The sequence below is a fragment of the Allocoleopsis franciscana PCC 7113 genome (assembly GCF_000317515.1).
GTDB lineage: Bacteria > Cyanobacteriota > Cyanobacteriia > Cyanobacteriales > Coleofasciculaceae > Allocoleopsis > Allocoleopsis franciscana.
Window position 1 is genome coordinate 5718337 of the sequence record NC_019738.1, and the last position, 18244, is coordinate 5736580.

At 47.0% G+C, this 18244-nt stretch carries 14 protein-coding genes and 1 pseudogene; 6 read left to right on the forward strand and 9 right to left on the reverse strand.

The features are described 5' to 3' along the window. Window positions 1–93: 93 nt before the first annotated feature. From MIC7113_RS23460 to urtA, 3 genes are all read right to left on the reverse strand, one after another. Window positions 94–1359 carry a SpoIID/LytB domain-containing protein gene (locus MIC7113_RS23460; RefSeq protein ID WP_015184687.1) on the reverse strand — a complete coding sequence of 422 codons (1266 nt, stop codon included), beginning with the start codon at window positions 1357–1359 and terminating at the stop codon, window positions 94–96. 139 nt (window positions 1360–1498) lie between these two features. Further along, window positions 1499–2590 (reverse strand): alpha-hydroxy acid oxidase, encoded by a 1092-nt coding sequence (locus tag MIC7113_RS23465; RefSeq protein WP_015184688.1) that lies wholly within the window; start codon window positions 2588–2590, stop codon window positions 1499–1501. A 161-nt stretch (window positions 2591–2751) separates the two neighbouring features. Then, window positions 2752–5400, reverse strand: a complete 2649-nt coding sequence (urtA, locus tag MIC7113_RS33765; RefSeq protein WP_081594681.1) for an urea ABC transporter substrate-binding protein — start codon at window positions 5398–5400, stop codon at window positions 2752–2754. An 876-nt stretch (window positions 5401–6276) separates the two neighbouring features. On the opposite strand from urtA, the gene hemC reads away from it, so the two are divergent. Further along, window positions 6277–7245 (forward strand): hydroxymethylbilane synthase, encoded by a 969-nt coding sequence (gene hemC, locus MIC7113_RS23485; RefSeq protein WP_015184690.1) that lies wholly within the window; start codon window positions 6277–6279, stop codon window positions 7243–7245. Between the two features lie 247 nt (window positions 7246–7492). Here the strand turns inward: hemC and MIC7113_RS23490 are convergent, their stop codons facing one another. After that, window positions 7493–8209 carry a biliverdin-producing heme oxygenase gene (locus MIC7113_RS23490; protein ID WP_015184691.1) on the reverse strand — a complete coding sequence of 239 codons (717 nt, stop codon included), beginning with the start codon at window positions 8207–8209 and terminating at the stop codon, window positions 7493–7495. 92 nt (window positions 8210–8301) lie between these two features. Between MIC7113_RS23490 and MIC7113_RS23495 the strand changes: the two genes are divergently transcribed. From MIC7113_RS23495 to MIC7113_RS23505, 3 genes are all read left to right on the forward strand, one after another. Beyond that, the gene (locus MIC7113_RS23495) at window positions 8302–8988 is read left to right on the forward strand and encodes a LuxR C-terminal-related transcriptional regulator (protein WP_015184692.1); all 687 of its coding nucleotides are present in this window, start codon (window positions 8302–8304) and stop codon (window positions 8986–8988) included. A 103-nt stretch (window positions 8989–9091) separates the two neighbouring features. After that, window positions 9092–10522 (forward strand): glycogen synthase GlgA, encoded by a 1431-nt coding sequence (gene glgA / locus MIC7113_RS23500; protein ID WP_015184693.1) that lies wholly within the window; start codon window positions 9092–9094, stop codon window positions 10520–10522. A gap of 360 nt (window positions 10523–10882) precedes the next feature. Continuing rightward, on the forward strand, window positions 10883–14308 hold the full coding sequence (locus MIC7113_RS23505) for a PAS domain-containing hybrid sensor histidine kinase/response regulator (RefSeq protein ID WP_015184694.1): 3426 nt from the start codon (window positions 10883–10885) through the stop codon (window positions 14306–14308). Between the two features lie 52 nt (window positions 14309–14360). Here the strand turns inward: MIC7113_RS23505 and MIC7113_RS23510 are convergent, their stop codons facing one another. From MIC7113_RS23510 to MIC7113_RS38500, 3 genes are all read right to left on the reverse strand, one after another. Next, window positions 14361–15614: an MFS transporter gene (locus MIC7113_RS23510; protein WP_015184695.1), complete on the reverse strand. Its 1254-nt coding sequence runs from the start codon at window positions 15612–15614 to the stop codon at window positions 14361–14363. A gap of 473 nt (window positions 15615–16087) precedes the next feature. After that, complete coding sequence (locus MIC7113_RS38495) at window positions 16088–16255, reverse strand: peptidoglycan DD-metalloendopeptidase family protein (protein WP_237671405.1); 168 nt, start codon at window positions 16253–16255, stop codon at window positions 16088–16090. Then, window positions 16197–16376 (reverse strand): M23 family metallopeptidase, encoded by a 180-nt coding sequence (locus MIC7113_RS38500; RefSeq protein ID WP_041780190.1) that lies wholly within the window; start codon window positions 16374–16376, stop codon window positions 16197–16199. Before MIC7113_RS38500 ends, MIC7113_RS38495 begins: the two co-directional genes overlap by 59 nt. Window positions 16377–16471: 95 nt before the next feature. On the opposite strand from MIC7113_RS38500, the gene MIC7113_RS23520 reads away from it, so the two are divergent. Then, window positions 16472–17014: a Uma2 family endonuclease gene (locus MIC7113_RS23520; RefSeq protein ID WP_015184696.1), complete on the forward strand. Its 543-nt coding sequence runs from the start codon at window positions 16472–16474 to the stop codon at window positions 17012–17014. 39 nt (window positions 17015–17053) lie between these two features. Here MIC7113_RS23520 and MIC7113_RS39095 read toward each other — a convergent pair. Together MIC7113_RS39095 and MIC7113_RS23525 are read right to left on the reverse strand one after the other, a co-directional pair. Further along, window positions 17054–17482, reverse strand: a pseudogene (locus tag MIC7113_RS39095) (HNH endonuclease). Continuing rightward, the gene (locus MIC7113_RS23525) at window positions 17479–17823 is read right to left on the reverse strand and encodes a hypothetical protein (RefSeq protein ID WP_015184697.1); all 345 of its coding nucleotides are present in this window, start codon (window positions 17821–17823) and stop codon (window positions 17479–17481) included. The pseudogene MIC7113_RS39095 and the gene MIC7113_RS23525 overlap by 4 nt, the downstream one beginning before the upstream one ends. 207 nt (window positions 17824–18030) lie before the next feature. On the opposite strand from MIC7113_RS23525, the gene MIC7113_RS23530 reads away from it, so the two are divergent. Then, on the forward strand, window positions 18031–18222 hold the full coding sequence (locus tag MIC7113_RS23530; protein WP_015184698.1) for a hypothetical protein: 192 nt from the start codon (window positions 18031–18033) through the stop codon (window positions 18220–18222). Window positions 18223–18244: the final 22 nt, after the last annotated feature.

The window sequence follows — 18244 nt, forward strand, 5'->3', positions numbered from 1 at the left end:
TCAGCGTCCCTCTGCGAAAACCTCAGCGTCCCTCTGCGTTAAAAAACCTACTATGAGGAACATCACTTCTACTCTGTACTATTAACCAGTCCTCTACTTTTTATTAGAAGACTGTACATCCATCCAAGCCAAAGACGCACCCGGATAATACCTACCGAGAATTTGTTGATAGTTATAACCCTGTTGAGCCATACTCAAAGCACCATTTTGGCTCATGCCACTACCGCCATGCACATTGCTCACAATTTCATCATTAGCGGCATACAAAGATTCAACCACCCCACCTTTGTAACTAAGAAAAACGCCCTTCGTTTCCTCCGCCGCATAACGTGTGGTATTCCATTCAGAATTAACACCTCGATAAACTTGCCAACGCTGAGTATTACCGAGATCATACAGAGAATTGGCGGGTCGTAAATAATGAACTAAAGCATAAGAACGTGCAGCAATCGCTTGCGCTTTTAAGGCATCCATCGGCCAACTCGGAGAGACTTCACAACCCACAACACTGGCGATGTAAGACTCCAAATCAACGTAATTAACCGCTAAGAGAGTATTGCCTTGAGAAACGAGCAGTACATTGCCACGATACCAGCGATCGCCGACAAAAACCAATCCTCCGTTGGATGGTTTCACCCAAACGCCTGCTGGTGTTTCCCACTTCCCAACCCGCAAACTTGCGCCATTGGGGACAACATTTGCGGCTTCATTGGCAGGGAGTTTCCCTAAAACCTTGCCACGCCCATCCCGAATTTCACCCCCTGTTGAAGTCCCAATCACCAATGATTTTTCTCCAGTGGCGATTGCCACTCGTATATCTATCGACGGCGTTGTGTGAGAACTTTGTGTACCCTTTGCCTTGCTTTTGGTGGAACGATGAGATTTACTTTTCGGTTGATGGCTCGTTTGAGAAGATTCTGACGCTTTAGCTTTAGCGAGGGGTTGAGAGGGCTGTGAAGAATTGCTCTTGGTTGTAGGGACAGCCGCAGAAGATAGAGATGTATTTGTTTTGGAGTTGTTTGTTTGAGGGACAGCCGCAGAAGATGGGGATGTATTGGTTTTGGAATTAGAAGTGTGGGCTGGGGTTGGACTTGTAGCGGAATTTGGACTGTGTTCCCAGGAGAGAGTTTGGCTAGCAATACGCTGATGCCATTCTTGTTCGGCGGCACGCGGATCTGGGGAGGGTTGAAGTACAGGTTCAGACTGGGGAGAAGGTGTTAAAGAAGATAGTTTTGACTCCGGTTGATCGGGTAAAGTTTCTGCTAATACCCACGGTACAAACAAGGCGGCAGAGAACAAGAAAATCGACCATAATACGGAGCGGTTAAAGATTGGGTGCTTGTTAGGCAAACGAAACATACATCCTCACTTCTAATTTTGGCTTGGCTGAAGATTAAAACAACCGCAAATTCAATCAGCTTAGCAAATCATTAGGGAGAACATCCCAAGAGCAGGAATTAAATTTTTGTTCATCCTTCATCCTTGGTTTAACTCCTAGTCACAACCGAACCACTAAACTGGAGTCAATATCTTGTAACTTGGCACAACCACTTAAAGCCATCGCCAGATCGAGTTCATCCCGCAATAATTCAAGCACATGTTTTACCCCCGCTTCTCCGGCTAAGGTTAATCCCCACAAGATAGGGCGTCCCAACAGCACGGCTTTTGCCCCTAATGCTAGGGCTTTCAGGACATCGGTACCCCGCCTGATACCCCCATCCACGAGTACATCCACTTGATCTCCAACGGCGGCGACGACTTCACTGAGGGCATCAATAGAGGCGATCGCACCATCCAATTGTCTGCCACCATGGTTGGAAACGATCACCGCTTTTGCCCCATGTTCCACCGCCCGAAGCGCATCATCTCCCCGTAAAATTCCTTTCACCACTAATGGCAACGGAGATAAGGATTGCAACCATTCCAAATCAGACCAAGTTAAAGCGGGATTAAGCTGTTCTAAGAAATAGGCAAATAAGCCCGATTCACCGGGTTGGTAGGGAATTTCCAAATGGGCTAATCGGGAGAAATTCGCCAGTTCCATGTCGGAGGGGAGTACAAACTGATTGTGTATATCTTTTTCCCGCTTGCCCAACACAGGAGCATCAACTGTGAGGCAAAGAGCTTGGAATCCTGCGGCGTGAGCGCGTTCTACGAGGGCACGGGTTAAACTGCGGTCGCGATGCACATAAAGTTGAAACCATTGAGGGGTTTGGCTGCTCACACTCGCCACGTCTTCCATACTCGTTGTTGCCAGCGTACTCAATACCATTACGCTTCCCAATTGACGCGCCGCTTTGGCTGTAGCAATTTCCCCTTCTGGATGCGCCAGACATTGAAACGCCATCGGGGCAATCAGAATCGGCAGTGACAGCGATTGACCGAGAATTGTAGTACTTAAATCTCGTTGACTCACATCCACTAACATGCGGGGACGGAGTTTATAACGTTCAAAAGCGGCACGATTATCTCGCAGCGTGATTTCATCCCAAGAACCACTCGCGTAATAATCTCTCGCCATGGGAGAAAGTTGCTGGGAGGCGAGGGTTTGATATTCAAAAAGGTTAATCGGTTTTGTAGGAGGAGTCATCTGCTAATCCTACTGGATGGTGGGAGAATATGATCAGCTTTATTCGTGCAGACTGGCAGGAATAATCCACTAGTTTGTTTCTAGATGTTTCTCTTCCTCCCCCACTTTCCTGCTGTTTCTGATCTATCCCGTTTGAACGCAACTTCGTATCAGTTTAAAACTTACGAATCTTTTCTCCCCATCAGCCAATAGGTGATCATATCTCCTTTACCCTTAATCGAGGTCAACCCTCGCTCCTCAAACACATACTTGTCCCGCAATCGTTCGTAAGTCGTATCCGTCACTTGAATGCATCCAGCAACCCCATGAGATTCCATGCGAGACGCCACGTTAACCGTATCACCCCACAAGTCATAAGTGAATTTTTTCGTGCCAATGACTCCGGCAATCACCGGCCCTGTATTAATCCCAATCCGGAGACGGAAGGGTTCGCCATTGAGTCCTTTAAAGCGAGTTATTTTCTGTTGCATATCGAGTGCCATTTCTGCGATCGCTTCCGCATGATCAGGACGAGTCGTCGGCAGTCCTCCCACCACCATGTAAGCATCTCCAATGGTCTTAATCTTCTCTAACGAGTGCTTCTCTGCCAAGTGATCGAACTCGGAAAAGATTTTGTTGAGCAAATCCACTAATCGGGTGGGAGGAATTTCCGCCGAAATTTCGGTAAAGTTAACGAGGTCAGCAAACAAAACGGTGACATCAGCAAAGTTATCAGCGATCGTACTTTCCGCCCGTTTCAGTCGTTGTGCGATGGGAGAAGGTAAAATATTCAGAAGCAATTCTTCTGTGCATTCCTGTTGATAACGCAAAGCTTCTTCCCAAACCTTCCGCTTAGTAATATCAACAACACTGCCTTCGTAATAAAGCAATTCACCCTGAGGATCGCGAACAACGTGGGCATTTTCTGAAATCCAAATCACTTCACCATCTTGGCGATACACCTGAGATTCAAAATCGGATACCCGTTCATCAGTTTGCATCCGCTCCAGAAAAATATCCCAACGACTTTTATCAACATAACGTTGCTGATTGAGGCAGATTACAGCCGCCCTCAGTTCTTCGGCAGACTCATAGCCATAAATTCTCGCTAACCCAGGATTTGCACTCAATAGACACCCATCCGGTGTCATTTGAAATAGACCTTCATAGGTGTTTTCAAAGATACTACGATATCGCGTCTCCGCGCTGCGCCTTGCCTCCTCTGCCTGCTTACGCTCGGTCATATCACGCGCCACCCAAATCACGGAATTGTTGTCCAAAGGAGAAATGCTAGCCGCGAACCAAACTTCTTTTTTCTCTCTGGTGGGATGACTGTACTCAATATTGAAGGTTTGTTGAGTCTCCAATGATTCTTGAATCCGACATAAAAACATATCGGCTTGAGCTTTAGAAAAAACCTCATGAAGTGTCTTGCCAATCAATTCATCAGGGGGTTTATGGAGAAGTGCCAGATTAGTCGGTGCAATTTTAAGATAGCGACCCTGCATATCAAGAACAAGAACAACGTCCGTGATTGCTGTTAGTAAGGCATGAAGTTGCGCCTCCGAATCCCGCAATACCAGTTCTACATTTTGGCGTTGAGTAATTTCACGTTGTAACTGTACATTAGTAGCTTCTAATTCCCGATATTTTTGCTCTAATTCCCACGTTTCATGAATTTCTTGACTGACATCAGATAACATTTTAATTGCCGCTTCAGGGAAGTTTAAATTTCCTGGTTCAAGCCCTAACCAAGGTAATGGTTGAATTGGGCAATTACAACTATCAATATCAATCATGTTAAATTGTCCCGTGGGCAAAATTTTTCCAATATGGCAGGCTCTGGTAACATGATGATTGGGTTCGATTCGGATTAATCCACCTGGAGCTTCAAAACTCTGACCATAAGCCGCCACTCGTACCCATTCCACTTCAAAAGATTGCGCCTGTTCTACCGCTTGCTTCCACAAATAAACTTGAGTATAGGCGGCTTCAATCGGGGCAGAGGTTACACGATCGCTGCCATAGCGTTGTTGAAAGTTTTCCACAAACTGTCGATTTCTGGGAGTATCTAGGCTCTGAAAATAACTCCAACAAGCATAATGACCCGCTGCCGCCTCACCAATTCGTTGCAGTTCCGCTTCGGCAATGCTGATGGTTAGGATGGGAATTTGGTCAGATGTAATTCCTGATGCTTGATACTGGCGATAAAAAGCAATATTGCTGTCGCCGTTGAGGGTATTGAAAACAACATCAGGTTGAGCTTGTTGAATTCGGCTAACAATTTCTGTAAAATTACTTTCTCCTAAGGAGACATATTCTTCGCCAACAACGGTGCCTTCCTGCTGTTTGAGTTGTGCTTTAATAATTTTGTTCGCCGTGCGAGGAAAAACCGAGTTACTTCCTAGCAGATAGAAGCGTTTTCCTTTGTGAGAGAGCAGCCAAGTGACAGCAGGCTCAATTTGTTGATTTGGACAGGAGCCAGTGTAGAAAATGTTTTTAGAACACTCTAATCCTTCGTATTGGACAGGATACCAGAGGAGACCATTAAGTTCTTCAACCACAGGTAAGACGGCTTTGCGACTTTCAGAAGTCCAACCACCAAAAATAGTAGCGACCCGATCGCATTGGATGAGTTTTCTCGCTTTGACTGCAAACAAGTTAGAATCAGACGCGGCATCTTCAATCACAGGTTCGATATCCTGACCCAGGACTCCTCCAGTTTGGTTAATCTCTGCGATCGCCATCAGTGCGGCATCCACCAAGGGAGCTTCACTAATTGCCATTGTTCCGCTGAGAGAATGCAAGATGCCAACTCGCATATATGACATAGCTGGGTTTTTAGCTGCTGATTTGACATAGATCCCGAATGCAACAAGCACAGAAAGCACTTGGCTGGGGATGCGGTTGGGCTTTTTGCCCTAAATTTCCTGTTGAATGATGGTAGAGGTGTCCCTTGTAACTCTGTATAATCCAAGAGCAGGCGGTTAAAACCCAATTTCACGGTGACAAGACCACGCTGCCTGATTCCCTGAGCCGTAGCCTATCTCGCTTTTCAAAAGTTTAGAGCCTCCACTCAAGGGGTGAAGGCGTCCTTAAACTTATGTTTATCGCTGGTCGTTTAACACCCTAGTGCAGCGCGGCAACAATAACCCACCAGTCTAAAAAGGTTAAAAAGCTTAGTGTACAAGCGTTCATACCTTTTTCCTCCTGCCTTCTTTCTACTCCTACGGAGAACGCTACGCGAACTGCCTTCTTGCACTAGGTCAGTCTACCTGTGAGGGTTACGGTTAACCTTCAGTTCAAGGCCATGCGGGTTCTCTACAGACTTATTGCACAAAACACAGGAAATAGCTTGCGCTTTGCTTTGTGGGAAAAAGCAACGCAGCACCGAAATCTATGCACCCACTCTTCTACCTTACTCGATCTGAAAATTCGTTATGGAGATAAAAGAGTCAGGAGGGTATTAGGGGAGCGGGGGAGCGGGGGAGATGGGGAGCTGGGGAGCATTGCATTTAGATATAAATTTTACCTCGCCGTTCTTGGAATTTGCACATTTGGGATGCTTCCAGAGAACAAATCTTGACGCTTTGACTGGCTCACAAAAAGCTCCGGTTATCTTCTTGCTGATCTAAAGGCTCAAAAAGTACCGACTGCGGTAGGCTAGATCGAGTCACTATCATTGCTCCAATTCACGCGATCGCTCTATGTCCCCTATTGTTAGTAGCCCTCCTCGCACGATTCGTATTGGTTCCCGCAAAAGTCAGCTTGCTCTGGTTCAAACCTATTGGGTACAGGAACAACTGCAAAAACACTTCCCAGATCGGCAGTTTGAAGTCCAGACGATGAGTACCCAAGGGGACAAAATCCTAGATGTTGCCTTATCCAAAATTGGCGATAAGGGATTGTTCACCAAGGAACTGGAACTGGGAATGATCAATAATGACATTGATTTAGCCGTGCATTCCCTCAAAGATTTGCCGACCCGATTGCCTGAAGGGTTGGTTTTGGGCGCTGTGACGGAACGAGAAAACCCGGCTGATGCGCTTGTGGTTCACAGCAAGCATCAGGATAAGCAAATTGATACTCTCCCCGAAGGCGCTGTGATTGGAACGTCTTCACTGCGGCGGTTGGCTCAACTGCGTTATCATTTCCCCCATCTAGCGTTTAAAGATATTCGGGGTAACTTGAATACCCGACTGGCAAAACTGGATGCGGGTGAATACGATGCTCTGATTTTGGCAGCGGCAGGGTTAAAGCGATTGGATATGAGCGATCGCATTCACCAGATCTTACCCTCAGACCTCTCGCTTCATGCCGTGGGACAAGGTGCCTTGGGCATTGAATGTCGTGAAGATGATGCGGAAGTTTTAGAACTGCTCAAAGCCCTAGAACATATCCCAACAGCTCAGCGCTGCTATGCTGAACGTGCCTTTCTCCGTGAACTCGAAGGCGGTTGTCAAGTACCCATTGGCGTTAATACAATCCTGGAGGGTGAGCAACTCACTTTAACCGGTATCGTCGCCAGTGTGGATGGACAAAAGCTAGTGAAAGATACCGTAAGCGGCAATGCCACTGAAGCAGAACAGATAGGGAATGAACTTGCTCAGCGGATGCGTCAACAAGGAGCACAGGAGATTTTACAAGAAATCTTTGCTCAAATTCAGCGAGGTTAGGGCGTTAGACGGCTGGCAACAAGACTTGAAGAATCCCTCTTGATGATTGATCGGAGGGATTCTGTTTGTTCTGCGGCTATCCTGAGCCAGGATGTTAGCACTCTCAGGACTTACGCAACTGGCTACGCTTATATATTTGGAATCTAGAAGTTACTGTAGAGGCACGGCGACAGTAAGAGTTTGGATTAAACAATACTAAGGAAAATGCCGTGCCCCTAAACACCCTAAGGCGATGACGTATAAAAACCTACTCCGCCGTTGCCAATTCAGTACTACCGCGAGTGCGACGGCGAGTTATGGAATTGTACAACATGCGACCGATCGCATCAATTAAATTCCCTTCCAATTCTTGGTACATTTTCCCATTCATGGCAAAAGCCGCGTTGGCTTCATCCACAATCCGCTCACAACCCGCCTCATCAATGGGCAGTTCATCCAAGGTTTGACGATAGTCAGCTTTGAATGCCTTCGCGTCAGGAATATCGGCAAACTCATAGAAAGCCACACCCTTTCCATCCGGCAAGTTCATCGCGGTTTGAGCAATACCTTTGAAAATTTGTCCGCCGGATAAATCCCCCAGATAACGGGTGTAGGAGTGGGCAACTAACAGTTCCGGTGCTGTTTGGGAGAGTTCTCGGATGCGTTCTACATAGGCTTTCCCAGCTGGAGAAAGTTGAATTTGCTCCCGCCAGTTTGCCCCATAATAGTAAGCCAAGTCTTGCTCTAGAGACTGCTTGCGGTGAAGTTGGGGAAAGTGAATTTGGGAGACAATCGGATGGTTGCGGCGCTTCTCCATCTCCTCTTCCATCGCGGAATAGACGAAGTAGAAATTAGCCAGCAGCTTCCGGTAGGAATTTTTCTCCACCACTCCTTTTAAAAAGCACTTCACAAAACCGACATTTTCGGCAAACGTATGGGCTTTTTTCGTGCCGACACGCAGTTTAGTGGCTAAATTGCTGCTCATGCCAAAGTTCTCAACGTTTGTTTATGAGAACTATCATAGGAAGGGTTCCCAATCGAGCCTAGTCCCCAAATGGGTACAGTTGTAATTACTTAATGGCACGCTCTCTACATCCTCTATTTGATGCGATCGCAAGTGCTCGGAATGAGCAGGAACTCCAACTCGCTATCATGGATACAGTGGGTAAACATTTTGGCGTACAGCGATCAGGTATTTATCTCCTCAATGACCCCTCTCGCTTGACTGAAATTAATGTCCAGAGTATCCCTGAAGCTTGTGTCGCCCATAATCCCGTCTTGGGCTACGTGGTTGAACGTCATGTTCCCGCCCATGAGGGCTTAGTCTTACCCCCAGGAGACTGGAAGCAGCTTTGTCCGCGTCATGACCATGAACATGTGATGACAGGCCCGATTGTCAGTGGGGGGCGTCTGGTGGGAACGGTTAACTTTACCCGCATGAGTGGTACACCCGCCTTTGATACCCATGATATTGCTGACCTCAGCGCTTTATGCTTGCATTTGTCAGCCAAATTTGCCACCCTACAGACGCAACCCACACGATTAACCTCCCCCTTAGCCAGTCGCCTAACGCCGCGCGAACTCGAAATTGCTGAACTTGTTGCCCAAGGACTGACGAATGTGGAAATTGGTGCAGCCCTTTGGATTCAGCCTAATTCTGTCAAACAAGCGCTCAAACGCATGTTCCGTAAGCTAGAAGTTTCGACTCGTGCTCAACTCGTAGCGCAGCTTCAATCGGTTCTGGCTTCACGCCCAGTTCTATAAAACCACCTAACGAGCCTTTCTCAGCTATTTGATTTAGTGCAGGAGGATGTCAAAGTATTACTAAGTATGACTAGCTGAAAAGCAAAAGCACAAAAAAATCAACATGAGAATTCTATTTGTTGCCGCCGAAGCTGCACCCATTGCCAAAGTCGGTGGTATGGGGGATGTTGTGGGTGCGTTACCTAAAGTCTTGAGGCGGATGGGGCATGATGTGCGTATTTTTATGCCTTACTACGGTATGTTGCCGGATAAGATGAAAATCCCCGCAGAACCCATCTGGAAGGGATATGCGATGTTTCAGGATTTTTTCGTCTATGAAACGGTTTTACCGGGGAGTGATGTTCCTCTATACTTATTTGGGCATCCTGCCTTCTCTGGTCGTAACGTCTATGGTGGAGAAGATGAAGAATGGCGGTTCACGTTATTCGCTAATGGTGCCGCTGAGTTTGCCTGGAACCACTGGAAACCGCAGCTAATCCACTGCCACGACTGGCACACGGGGATGATTCCGGTGTGGATGCACCAAGACCCCGATATCAGTACAGTCTTCACGATTCACAACCTCGCCTATCAAGGGCCGTGGCGCTGGTTCTTAGATAAGATTACTTGGTGTCCTTGGTACATGCAAGGACATAACACAATGGCAGCGGCGGTTCAGTTTGCTGACCGAGTGAGTGTGGTTTCCCCCACTTATGCCGAGCAAATTAAAACCGCTGAATATGGTGAAACGTTAGAAGGATTGATGTCTTTCATCAGTGGGAAGATCGTGGGTATTGTCAATGGTATTGACACCGAAAGCTACAATCCAGAGACAGATAGATATATCCCAGAAAAATTTACGGCGGATACCATTGAGCAACGCCGTGCCAATAAAATTGCTCTACAAGAAGAAATCGGCTTAGAGGTAAATTCCAGCACTTTCCTCACCGGAATGGTGACGCGGTTGGTAGACCAAAAAGGAATTGACCTGCTGATTCAGGTACTTGATCGCTTCCTTGCCTATACCGATAGTCAGTTTATTCTATTAGGAACAGGCGATCGCTATTATGAAACCCAAATGTGGCAGATGGCCTCCCGTTATAAGGGTCGCATGTCCGCCCAACTACTCTATAACGATGCCCTCTCCCGCCGTATTTATGCAGGTTGCGATGCCTTCTTGATGCCTTCCCGCTTTGAACCCTGTGGCATCAGCCAAATGCTGGCGATGCGTTACGGTTGTGTCCCCATTGTGCGGCGGACTGGCGGTCTTGTTGATACCGTCTCCCACCACGACCCGGTGAACCAAACAGGCACCGGCTATTGTTTTGACCGCTATGAGCCGTTAGACTTTTATACAGCGGTGGTTCGTGCCACTGAGGCTTTCCGTTTTAAAGACCAATGGCAGACTCTACAGCAGCGCGGGATGCGGCAAAACTTTAGCTGGGATAAGTCAGCGGTTCAGTACATCAAGATGTATCAAGAAATCTTGGGACTGCCTCAAGATGAACCGACAGAAGCACAGTCAGAGCAATCACTAGCGGGTGTTGTTAGCTAGTCGCAATTGGGTGATTAGTAAATCTTAAAGATTGGGGGAGACAGTACACCGATCAACACGGAGAGCTTGCTGGACTTCTCCCCATTTTTAGGGCAACCTAATCGCTTTTCTATCTAAATCTAACCTTTTATTATATCATAAATTTTATATTTATTGGATATAGACGTTATCCCCACAACACTTTTGAATTAACCGCTAGTTAACCAAAGAACGAAACTATCTGGATCGAGTAACTCTGCAACCGGGGGAAACCATTAAATAAATGAATTAATTTCTAATCGACCTACTCCTAAAGATTGCGCTATACAAAAACAGTAGGGCTTGAACCTTAACAACATCTGGACGGCTAAGAAAAAGAAAATGCTGAACGTGTTGAGTCCCCGATTGCGTCGTTATGGTGTTGCGGGATTAGTTGTTGTGCTAGCGTTGCTACTCAAATTCCTGCTAGAACTTCAAATTAAAGTAGAAAACCCGTTTCTACTCTTCTTTCCGGCGGTCATGTTCAGCACCTGGTATGGGGGTTTGGGAGCAGGGCTATTAGCGACCCTAACAACTAGTTTGCTCTCCTACTATTTCTTAGTAGACCCCAACTCTTCCCTGCTGTTTTCCATTTTTGGGCGAATGGCATTATCGGAGTCTACTGTAGGGCAAAGCTTACGGTGGATACCAACGCCTGAGCAAATCTTGCAGTTAGGATTATACCTGCTGCAAGCCTTACTATTTAGTCAGTTAAGCGGTGTGCTGCGCGATCGCAAACCGCAAGATCAATTATTAGAGAAAACGCCAAGCATACTCGTCCATACTGCTCCCGTAGATCAGGATATAGATGTAGATGCCCATGACATTTCAGATTGTAAACATGGAGAGGAGATACTGCGTCAGAGTGAAGAGCATCTGCGCTTAGTGGTGCAAAATATGCCAGTGATGATGGATGCCTTTGATGCCCAGAAGAACATTATCGCCTGGAATCGGGAGTGTGAGCGAGTAACCGGTTATAGTGCCGAGGAGATTATTGGCAATCCCCACGCCTTAAAACTGCTATATCCCGATGCCGCCTATCGGGAGTGGATGCTTGCCGAACATGGGACGCGGGTTCACAACTACCGCAATTGGGAATGGAATATTACTTGTAAAGATGGCACGGTTAAAACCATCGCTTGGTCGAATATTTCCGCAGAGTTTCCGATACCGGGTTGGGTTACCTGGGGCATTGGAGTTGATGTTACCGAACGAAAAGCGGCTCTAAGTGAACGCCAACAGACGGAGGAAGCCCTGAAAAACAGTCAAGAACGGCTACTCTTAGCTCAAAAGGCGGGGAAAATTGGTACTTTTGAGTGGAACCTCCAAACCCATGAACTGATATGGACACAAGAACTGGAAGCCTTGTATGGTTTAGCACCCGGTAGCTTCGGAGGTAAATATAAAGATTGGTTAAAAACAATCCACCCAGATGATCGGGCAAGAGCCAAACAGGAAGTCCGATGCATCCTGACTCAAGGCTTAGACTCTAAGATGGAATACCGCATGTTATGGCCTGACGGAAGCTTACATTGGATTGCCAGCAGAGCCAGGGTTTTTAACGATGATGCCGGGAAGCCCAGGCGCATGATTGGGGTGAATATGGACATTACTGAGCGGAAACAGGCAGAAGAGGCGCTGAAGGAAAGCGAGATGCGATTCCGGGTAATGTTCAACCAAGCGGCTGTGGGCATTGCATTGGTGGCCTTAGACGGTTACTTTATTCAAGTCAATCCAGCGATGTCCAATATTACGGGGTACAGCCGCGCTGAGTTACTCCAGCTAACCGTCCAAGAAATTAGCCATCCTGATGAACAACAGTCCGATGAGGCTTACTTGCAACGAGTGCTAGAGCGAGAAATTAATGGTTATTCAGTCCAGAAGCGCTTTTTCTGCAAGGATGGCTCGATCGTATGGGTGAACGTCACTGTCTCGGTGGTTTGGGACTCCAATGGGTCACCGAAGTATGGGATTGGGATTATTGAGGATATTAGCGATCGCAAACATGCGGAAGCCTCACAGCAATTTCTGTTAGAAGCCAGTCGTCTGCTGGCTGCCTCCTTAGATTATGAAACCACATTGAGCAATGTCGCTCACTTAGCTATCCCCACCTTGGCGGATTGGTGTCTGGTGGACATGTTCCAAACCGATGCCTCAATCCGGCAAATCGCCATCGCTTGTACGGAACCCTCGAAACAGGCAACATTGAACGAACTGCGACGCCGCTACCCCCCTAATCCAAAAGTACAGAATCCACTGTGGCAAAGCCTCCTGAAGGGTCAATCCATCATTTATCCAGAATTGACCGAGTCCCAGATAGTGGCTATGGCTCAAGATGATGAACACTTACAATTACTGAAAAGTTTGGGGAGACGGTCGGTGATGATTGTTCCCATTCAATCTCGGCAACAGGTGCTGGGTGTGATTTCCTTCGTCTCATCGCAATCGAAGCGTCGCTACAACCCAACTGACCTCGCTTTGGCAGAAGATATTGCCCGTCGTGCGGCGACAGCGATTGACAATGCTCGTCTCTACCGCGATAGCGAAGCGGCTCGAAACGCCGCTCAAGAGGCCAATCGAATGAAGGACGAGTTTCTCGCCATACTCTCTCACGAATTGCGATCGCCTCTCAATGCCATTCTCGGTTGGACACAGATGCTACGAACACGCAAGTTTGGTGAAGAGGCAACATCCCGTGCCTTAGAAACCATTGAGCGCAATGCTAGGGCACAAACCCAGCTCATCGAAGACCTCCTGGATGTCTCACGGATTATACGAGGAAAACTCAATCTAAGTATCTACCCCCTCAACCTAGCTTCAGTGATTGAGGCGGCAATTAATACGGTACGCCCAGCAGCGGATGCCAAAGGCATTCAAATTGAATTTATCGCCACTTCCGGAATAAAATTCATTTCCGGCGATGCAGGCCGCTTACAGCAGGTGGTGTGGAATTTATTATCTAACGCGATTAAGTTTACCCCTCAGGGGGGGCGAGTCGAAGTTAGACTTGATAGCACCAACACTCACACTGAAATTAAAGTCACAGACACGGGAAAAGGAATTAGTCCTGATTTTCTGCCCCAAGTTTTTGATCGCTTCCGTCAGGCCGATAGTACCACTACCAGGTCTTATGGCGGGTTGGGGCTGGGGCTGGCGATTGTCCGCCATTTAATCGAACTGCATGGAGGCACGGTTCAAGCCGAAAGCCTGGGAGAAGGACAGGGAGCCACATTTACAGTACAGTTACCGCTGGTGGAATCCAGCAAGGACGTGCCACCAAGCGACCGATTCTCACCGCCGGATCAACTCACGAATGCTCCGATTTCCCCTGAACTTCGTGCCGTTAACAGTACAGCCCCTACTCCCCTCAGAGGTTTGCGGGTGCTGGTGGTGGATGATGAGGCGGATACACGCGACTTTCTCAGTACAGTACTCGAGCTCTATGGAGCACAAGTCAGGATTGCCGCCTCCGTCAGTCAAGCCATCTCAGAAATCGAGCGGTTACCCCCTGATGTTTTAGTCAGTGATGTGGGTTTGCCGGGGGAGGATGGCTACTCTCTAATTCGTAAAGTGAGAGCCTTGAAATCGGATCGAGGAGGGTTAATTCCAGCCGTTGCTGTAACCGCCTATGCTAGGGAGGAAGATGTCAAACGAGCAATTGATGCGGGTTTTCAGAGGCATATCCCTAAACCGGTTGAGTCAATGCAATTGGTGGCTGCCGTTGCCCGCCTTGCTGGACGGATAGAAGAAAACGAACGCTCAACCTAGTAGAGCGTCAAGGTAGATATGAGGGGAGGAGTGGGGCTTCTTGCGATTTAAGCTAAATAACGTCCTGTAACACATTGCGCGTGTTGTGCCACGCCCAAATACCTGCCGCAGCAACCACAACACTCATACCGATTAGCACCGTTCTGAGACCTAAGCTATCCGTTAACGGCCCTGCAATGGCCAGGGGAAGGCTCAGGGCAATATTCACCACATTATTTTGAAATCCAAAGATTTTGCCCCGCATGGTCTCTTCTGTAGACGTGTGAATCACTGTTTGCATCGGTACACCAATCAAGGAGGCAGCTAAACCCAATAACGCACTCAGTCCCAATCCCAACCAGATATATTGAGTAAAGGTAAAGACAGCTAAAACAAAAGCCATACTGAGAAAACCGACTAAGGGCAAAGGCTTATGATGGAAGCGATCGCCCCAGTGTCCTAATACTCCAGCTCCGAAAACGACGCCAATTCCAGCAGCGGCTAAGAGAAAGCCAAATTGAGTTGATTTGAGGCCAATTCGTTCAGCTAAATTAAACGCCAGTACCGTTAAGGCAGCAAACACCGAGTATAGAATCGTTAGCTGCATCATTGCATTCTTAACCTGGCGATTTTTCCACAAATAGCGCAGACCTTCTCGAAAATCATGCCAGGGATGTATGGCTAACGTATTAGAGTTAATATGCTTCTCTTGTATTTTGATGAAGATGCTGCTCAAGCCAGCAACCAGGTATGAAATTGAGACAAAAACGGTTTGACCGTTTTCCCCTGCCCAATTTTTGACCAAATACAAAACCGGCTCTCCAATTGCAAAACCGACAATCAGAGAACCCATCATTGTGGTAGTAAATAGCGCATTGGCTGACATTAAATTTTCAGGTCGTACCAAAAGGGGAATTGCTGCCTGTTCAGCCGGGGCAGAGAATTGCGCCATACTAGAGAGCAAAAACGTAATCACCAACAGGAGTACAAACTGCTTTGGCAATAATAGAATTAAGAGCATCAGCACCGCACGAACTACATCAGCGCCAATGAGCAATTGCTTCTTAGGCACGCGGTCTACAAAAATTCCAGCCGCAGAGCCAAAGAACATTGCGGGTAGCGTAAAAGCTACCATCAAGGCGGAGCGCATGGAATTTTCCAAAGCTGGCGGCGACTGGTAATAATCGAGCAGAGAAATTAACAAAACGAAGCAGACTTTATCTGATACTTGGGACAACAATTGCCCAAACCACATCACCATAAAGGGTCGGTTCTTCAGCAGGGCACGAAATCCGCTCGTCCTCGCCGGAGGTTCAGCTGGAAACATAGCAATAGTTCGGTCGGCTATTGATTTCTTTACTTAGTGTGTGCTATTAAAATGCACTGGTGCTAGTCTAGCAGCCAATTTTTTTTGTGGGCTAGTACAGGGAACAGGTGTAAATTTTATAATCTAACTTAATTAAGACTTAAACAAAAAACCTAGAGCGGGTGTGAGTACTCGTCAACCACTAATTTTTACCTCTGGGGGCGATATCTGCCAAGAACAAGTTAGCAAGAAATTGAAGTTCAAAACGTTTTTGATTGATATGCCGCTTGCTCAATTGTCACATAGATTCTTGTTGAGAATCCCTTGTAATTGACTACACCACAAAACTTAACTCCCTGTAGGTGGAAATCGCTTTCCCCAGACTCCTGAAGTGCCCCTCAGCAAATGTAGTACTGGCTTAAAATTTTGGGAAGAGGCAAGATTTACTATGAACAATTCTATCTTTGGGCGGTTGGTTTTGCCCTAAGGTTAGGTTATGGGTCTTGGGCAATCCAACCTTGAGATGAATAATAGTAACGAACTTCAAAAGGTAGATGCAATTTTGTGGTGTCAGGGCGTCCGGTAGTTCCAACAGTTCCCAGTTTAGCGCCTACCTTCACCGACTGACCCGTCCTGACCCACACCTGGTTTCCGATGAGCATAGCGAGTTTGTCGTCCACCTTGGTGATTCACAACCACCAAATTGCCATAACCGCCCTGTTTTCCGGCGAAGGCTATCGTTCCCGCCTCAACAGACAGTACAGGAGTACCAAGATTAGCCATATATCTTGCTCTGGTTTTGAGGATTGTTATACCGGTTCTTACCAAAGGACTATAGAATTGAGCCAAGTCTACAAACGCAATGAGCGATTAAAGCGATGAAGACGCTAGCCAAATGGTCTGTGGATGACTATCACCGCATGATCGAAGCGGGGATTTTGCGCGATCGCCGTGTGGAGTTGCTAGCGGGTGAAGTTGTTGAAATGAGTCCAGAAACCCCGATTCATTACAATACGGCGAAGCGAGGCGCGAGATACCTGGAGGAGTTGCTGGCGGGAAAAGCCGATGTTCGTTTCAATGGGCCGATTACACTACCCGACTCCGAACCCGAACCGGATATTGCCATTGTTCGACTGCCAGAGTCTGCATACAACGATCGCCATCCTGGACGTGATGATATCTTTTGGGTCATAGAGGTGGCTAAGACCAGCCTGAAAAAAGACTTAGACCTTAAAACTTCTATCTACGCATCTGCTGAAATTCAAGAGTATTGGATATTGGATTTATCTGCTAGGCGAATGATTGTCTTGCGAGAGCCTCAGAATGGTCAGTACGCTACACAACAGGTTATTCGTGAAGGGGCAATCGCGCCGTTAGCCTTTCCAGATATTCAGGTATTGGTTGAGAGACTTTTGGCTTGAGTGCGATCGCAATTCTCTCTCAACACAGCACTTCTTCGCTCACTCAAATTTTGGTGGATGTTCCCCTACCTTCACCCACATCTGACGCACCCGAATCAACTGGGGATGATTCATTTTCAATGCAGCAATTGTTGCTCGACCAATAGATGTCAATCCTACTAATTCTGTCCCATCCTCACTCCACGTAAAATGCTCCTCTCACACTTGGCGATGGGGATGAAACAAAGGAACTGTCTGTTGGGTAGTAGGGTCTAACGCTGTTTGGAGTGTGGCTTTGTAGCGATTACAGGTAGGACAGGAAAGACAGACATTCTCGAATATTGTCTCTCCACCAGCCGAACGAGGGAGAATGTGTTCAAACTCAAAAATTGCAACTGTCAGAGCTTCAGCCGTGCGGCAATAGGCGCAGCAATTTCTAAAATGGGTACGAACTTGTCGCTGTAACTCAGCAGGAATATAAGCGCTCACGCCACCGTTGCCAATGTTTCTAGACAGTGCAGAGTATATCTGGCTCTGGTTTTGAGGATTGTCAATTGATCGACTTGTGCTAAGAGACGCTCTAGATTGGCAATTTCGTCGGCACAGAGTTGAGATTCTGCATTCTGAACTAGCAAATCGTTCAATTGATTTTGTGCGGTGGGAGCTAGCTTACTATCGGCTAACGCTTGCAGCTCATCTCGGCTTAAGCCAATTAAGCACTCGTCATCTAGAGCTAATGGGTTTGCTAGTCGATTGTAGGCTTCCAAATCTAACAAGACGCCAACTCGCTCCCCCTGCTCGTTGGTAACATAACGCACTTGCTCAGACATGGGTTTTCTCTCTCAAGCCTTTGGGTTGATCGTAGCTTATGGGAGTGAGAGCGATCAGCTTCGCTGGTGCCGAGGGCAATCGCTATCTACTTCAGCATCCTCACGCTTGCAGTTTATGAACGATGCTTTGCGTACAGCTTTTGCATTGGATAAAATAGTAGCGTACTAAGGCTTACTACTGAAAAATTTAACAATTAGAGAAATATAATGGAAAACAAGATTATTATTGAACAACCTTTGACCGTCAATAAATTAAAAACCATTTTAGAGAAATTACCAGACAACGCAAAAATCTATTTAGATGTTAATTATGCCAATACTGACGGATTTAATATTACGGCTATCATTTATAACAATGGTGAATGGGTAGAATTTGTAACAGATGCTGTCTTAAAATAGTTCGCTCACCCGTTGCTCTAGG

What these genes read in the sequence shown, in the direction of transcription:
- MIC7113_RS23510 (WP_015184695.1), bottom strand. Translation starts at nt 15,614, where the DNA reads ATGTTTCCAGCTGAACCTCCGGCGAGGACGAGCGGATTTCGTGCCCTG.
- MIC7113_RS38495 (WP_237671405.1), bottom strand. Translation starts at nt 16,255, where the DNA reads ATGCTCATCGGAAACCAGGTGTGGGTCAGGACGGGTCAGTCGGTGAAG.
- MIC7113_RS23520 (WP_015184696.1), top strand. Translation starts at nt 16,472, where the DNA reads ATGAAGACGCTAGCCAAATGGTCTGTGGATGACTATCACCGCATGATC.
- MIC7113_RS23465 (WP_015184688.1), bottom strand. Translation starts at nt 2,590, where the DNA reads ATGACTCCTCCTACAAAACCGATTAACCTTTTTGAATATCAAACCCTC.
- MIC7113_RS23525 (WP_015184697.1), bottom strand. Translation starts at nt 17,823, where the DNA reads ATGTCTGAGCAAGTGCGTTATGTTACCAACGAGCAGGGGGAGCGAGTT.
- MIC7113_RS23495 (WP_015184692.1), top strand. Translation starts at nt 8,302, where the DNA reads ATGGCACGCTCTCTACATCCTCTATTTGATGCGATCGCAAGTGCTCGG.
- MIC7113_RS23505 (WP_015184694.1), top strand. Translation starts at nt 10,883, where the DNA reads ATGCTGAACGTGTTGAGTCCCCGATTGCGTCGTTATGGTGTTGCGGGA.
- MIC7113_RS23490 (WP_015184691.1), bottom strand. Translation starts at nt 8,209, where the DNA reads ATGAGCAGCAATTTAGCCACTAAACTGCGTGTCGGCACGAAAAAAGCC.
- hemC (WP_015184690.1), top strand. Translation starts at nt 6,277, where the DNA reads ATGTCCCCTATTGTTAGTAGCCCTCCTCGCACGATTCGTATTGGTTCC.
- urtA (WP_081594681.1), bottom strand. Translation starts at nt 5,400, where the DNA reads ATGTCATATATGCGAGTTGGCATCTTGCATTCTCTCAGCGGAACAATG.
- glgA (WP_015184693.1), top strand. Translation starts at nt 9,092, where the DNA reads ATGAGAATTCTATTTGTTGCCGCCGAAGCTGCACCCATTGCCAAAGTC.
- MIC7113_RS23530 (WP_015184698.1), top strand. Translation starts at nt 18,031, where the DNA reads ATGGAAAACAAGATTATTATTGAACAACCTTTGACCGTCAATAAATTA.
- MIC7113_RS23460 (WP_015184687.1), bottom strand. Translation starts at nt 1,359, where the DNA reads ATGTTTCGTTTGCCTAACAAGCACCCAATCTTTAACCGCTCCGTATTA.
- MIC7113_RS38500 (WP_041780190.1), bottom strand. Translation starts at nt 16,376, where the DNA reads ATGGCTAATCTTGGTACTCCTGTACTGTCTGTTGAGGCGGGAACGATA.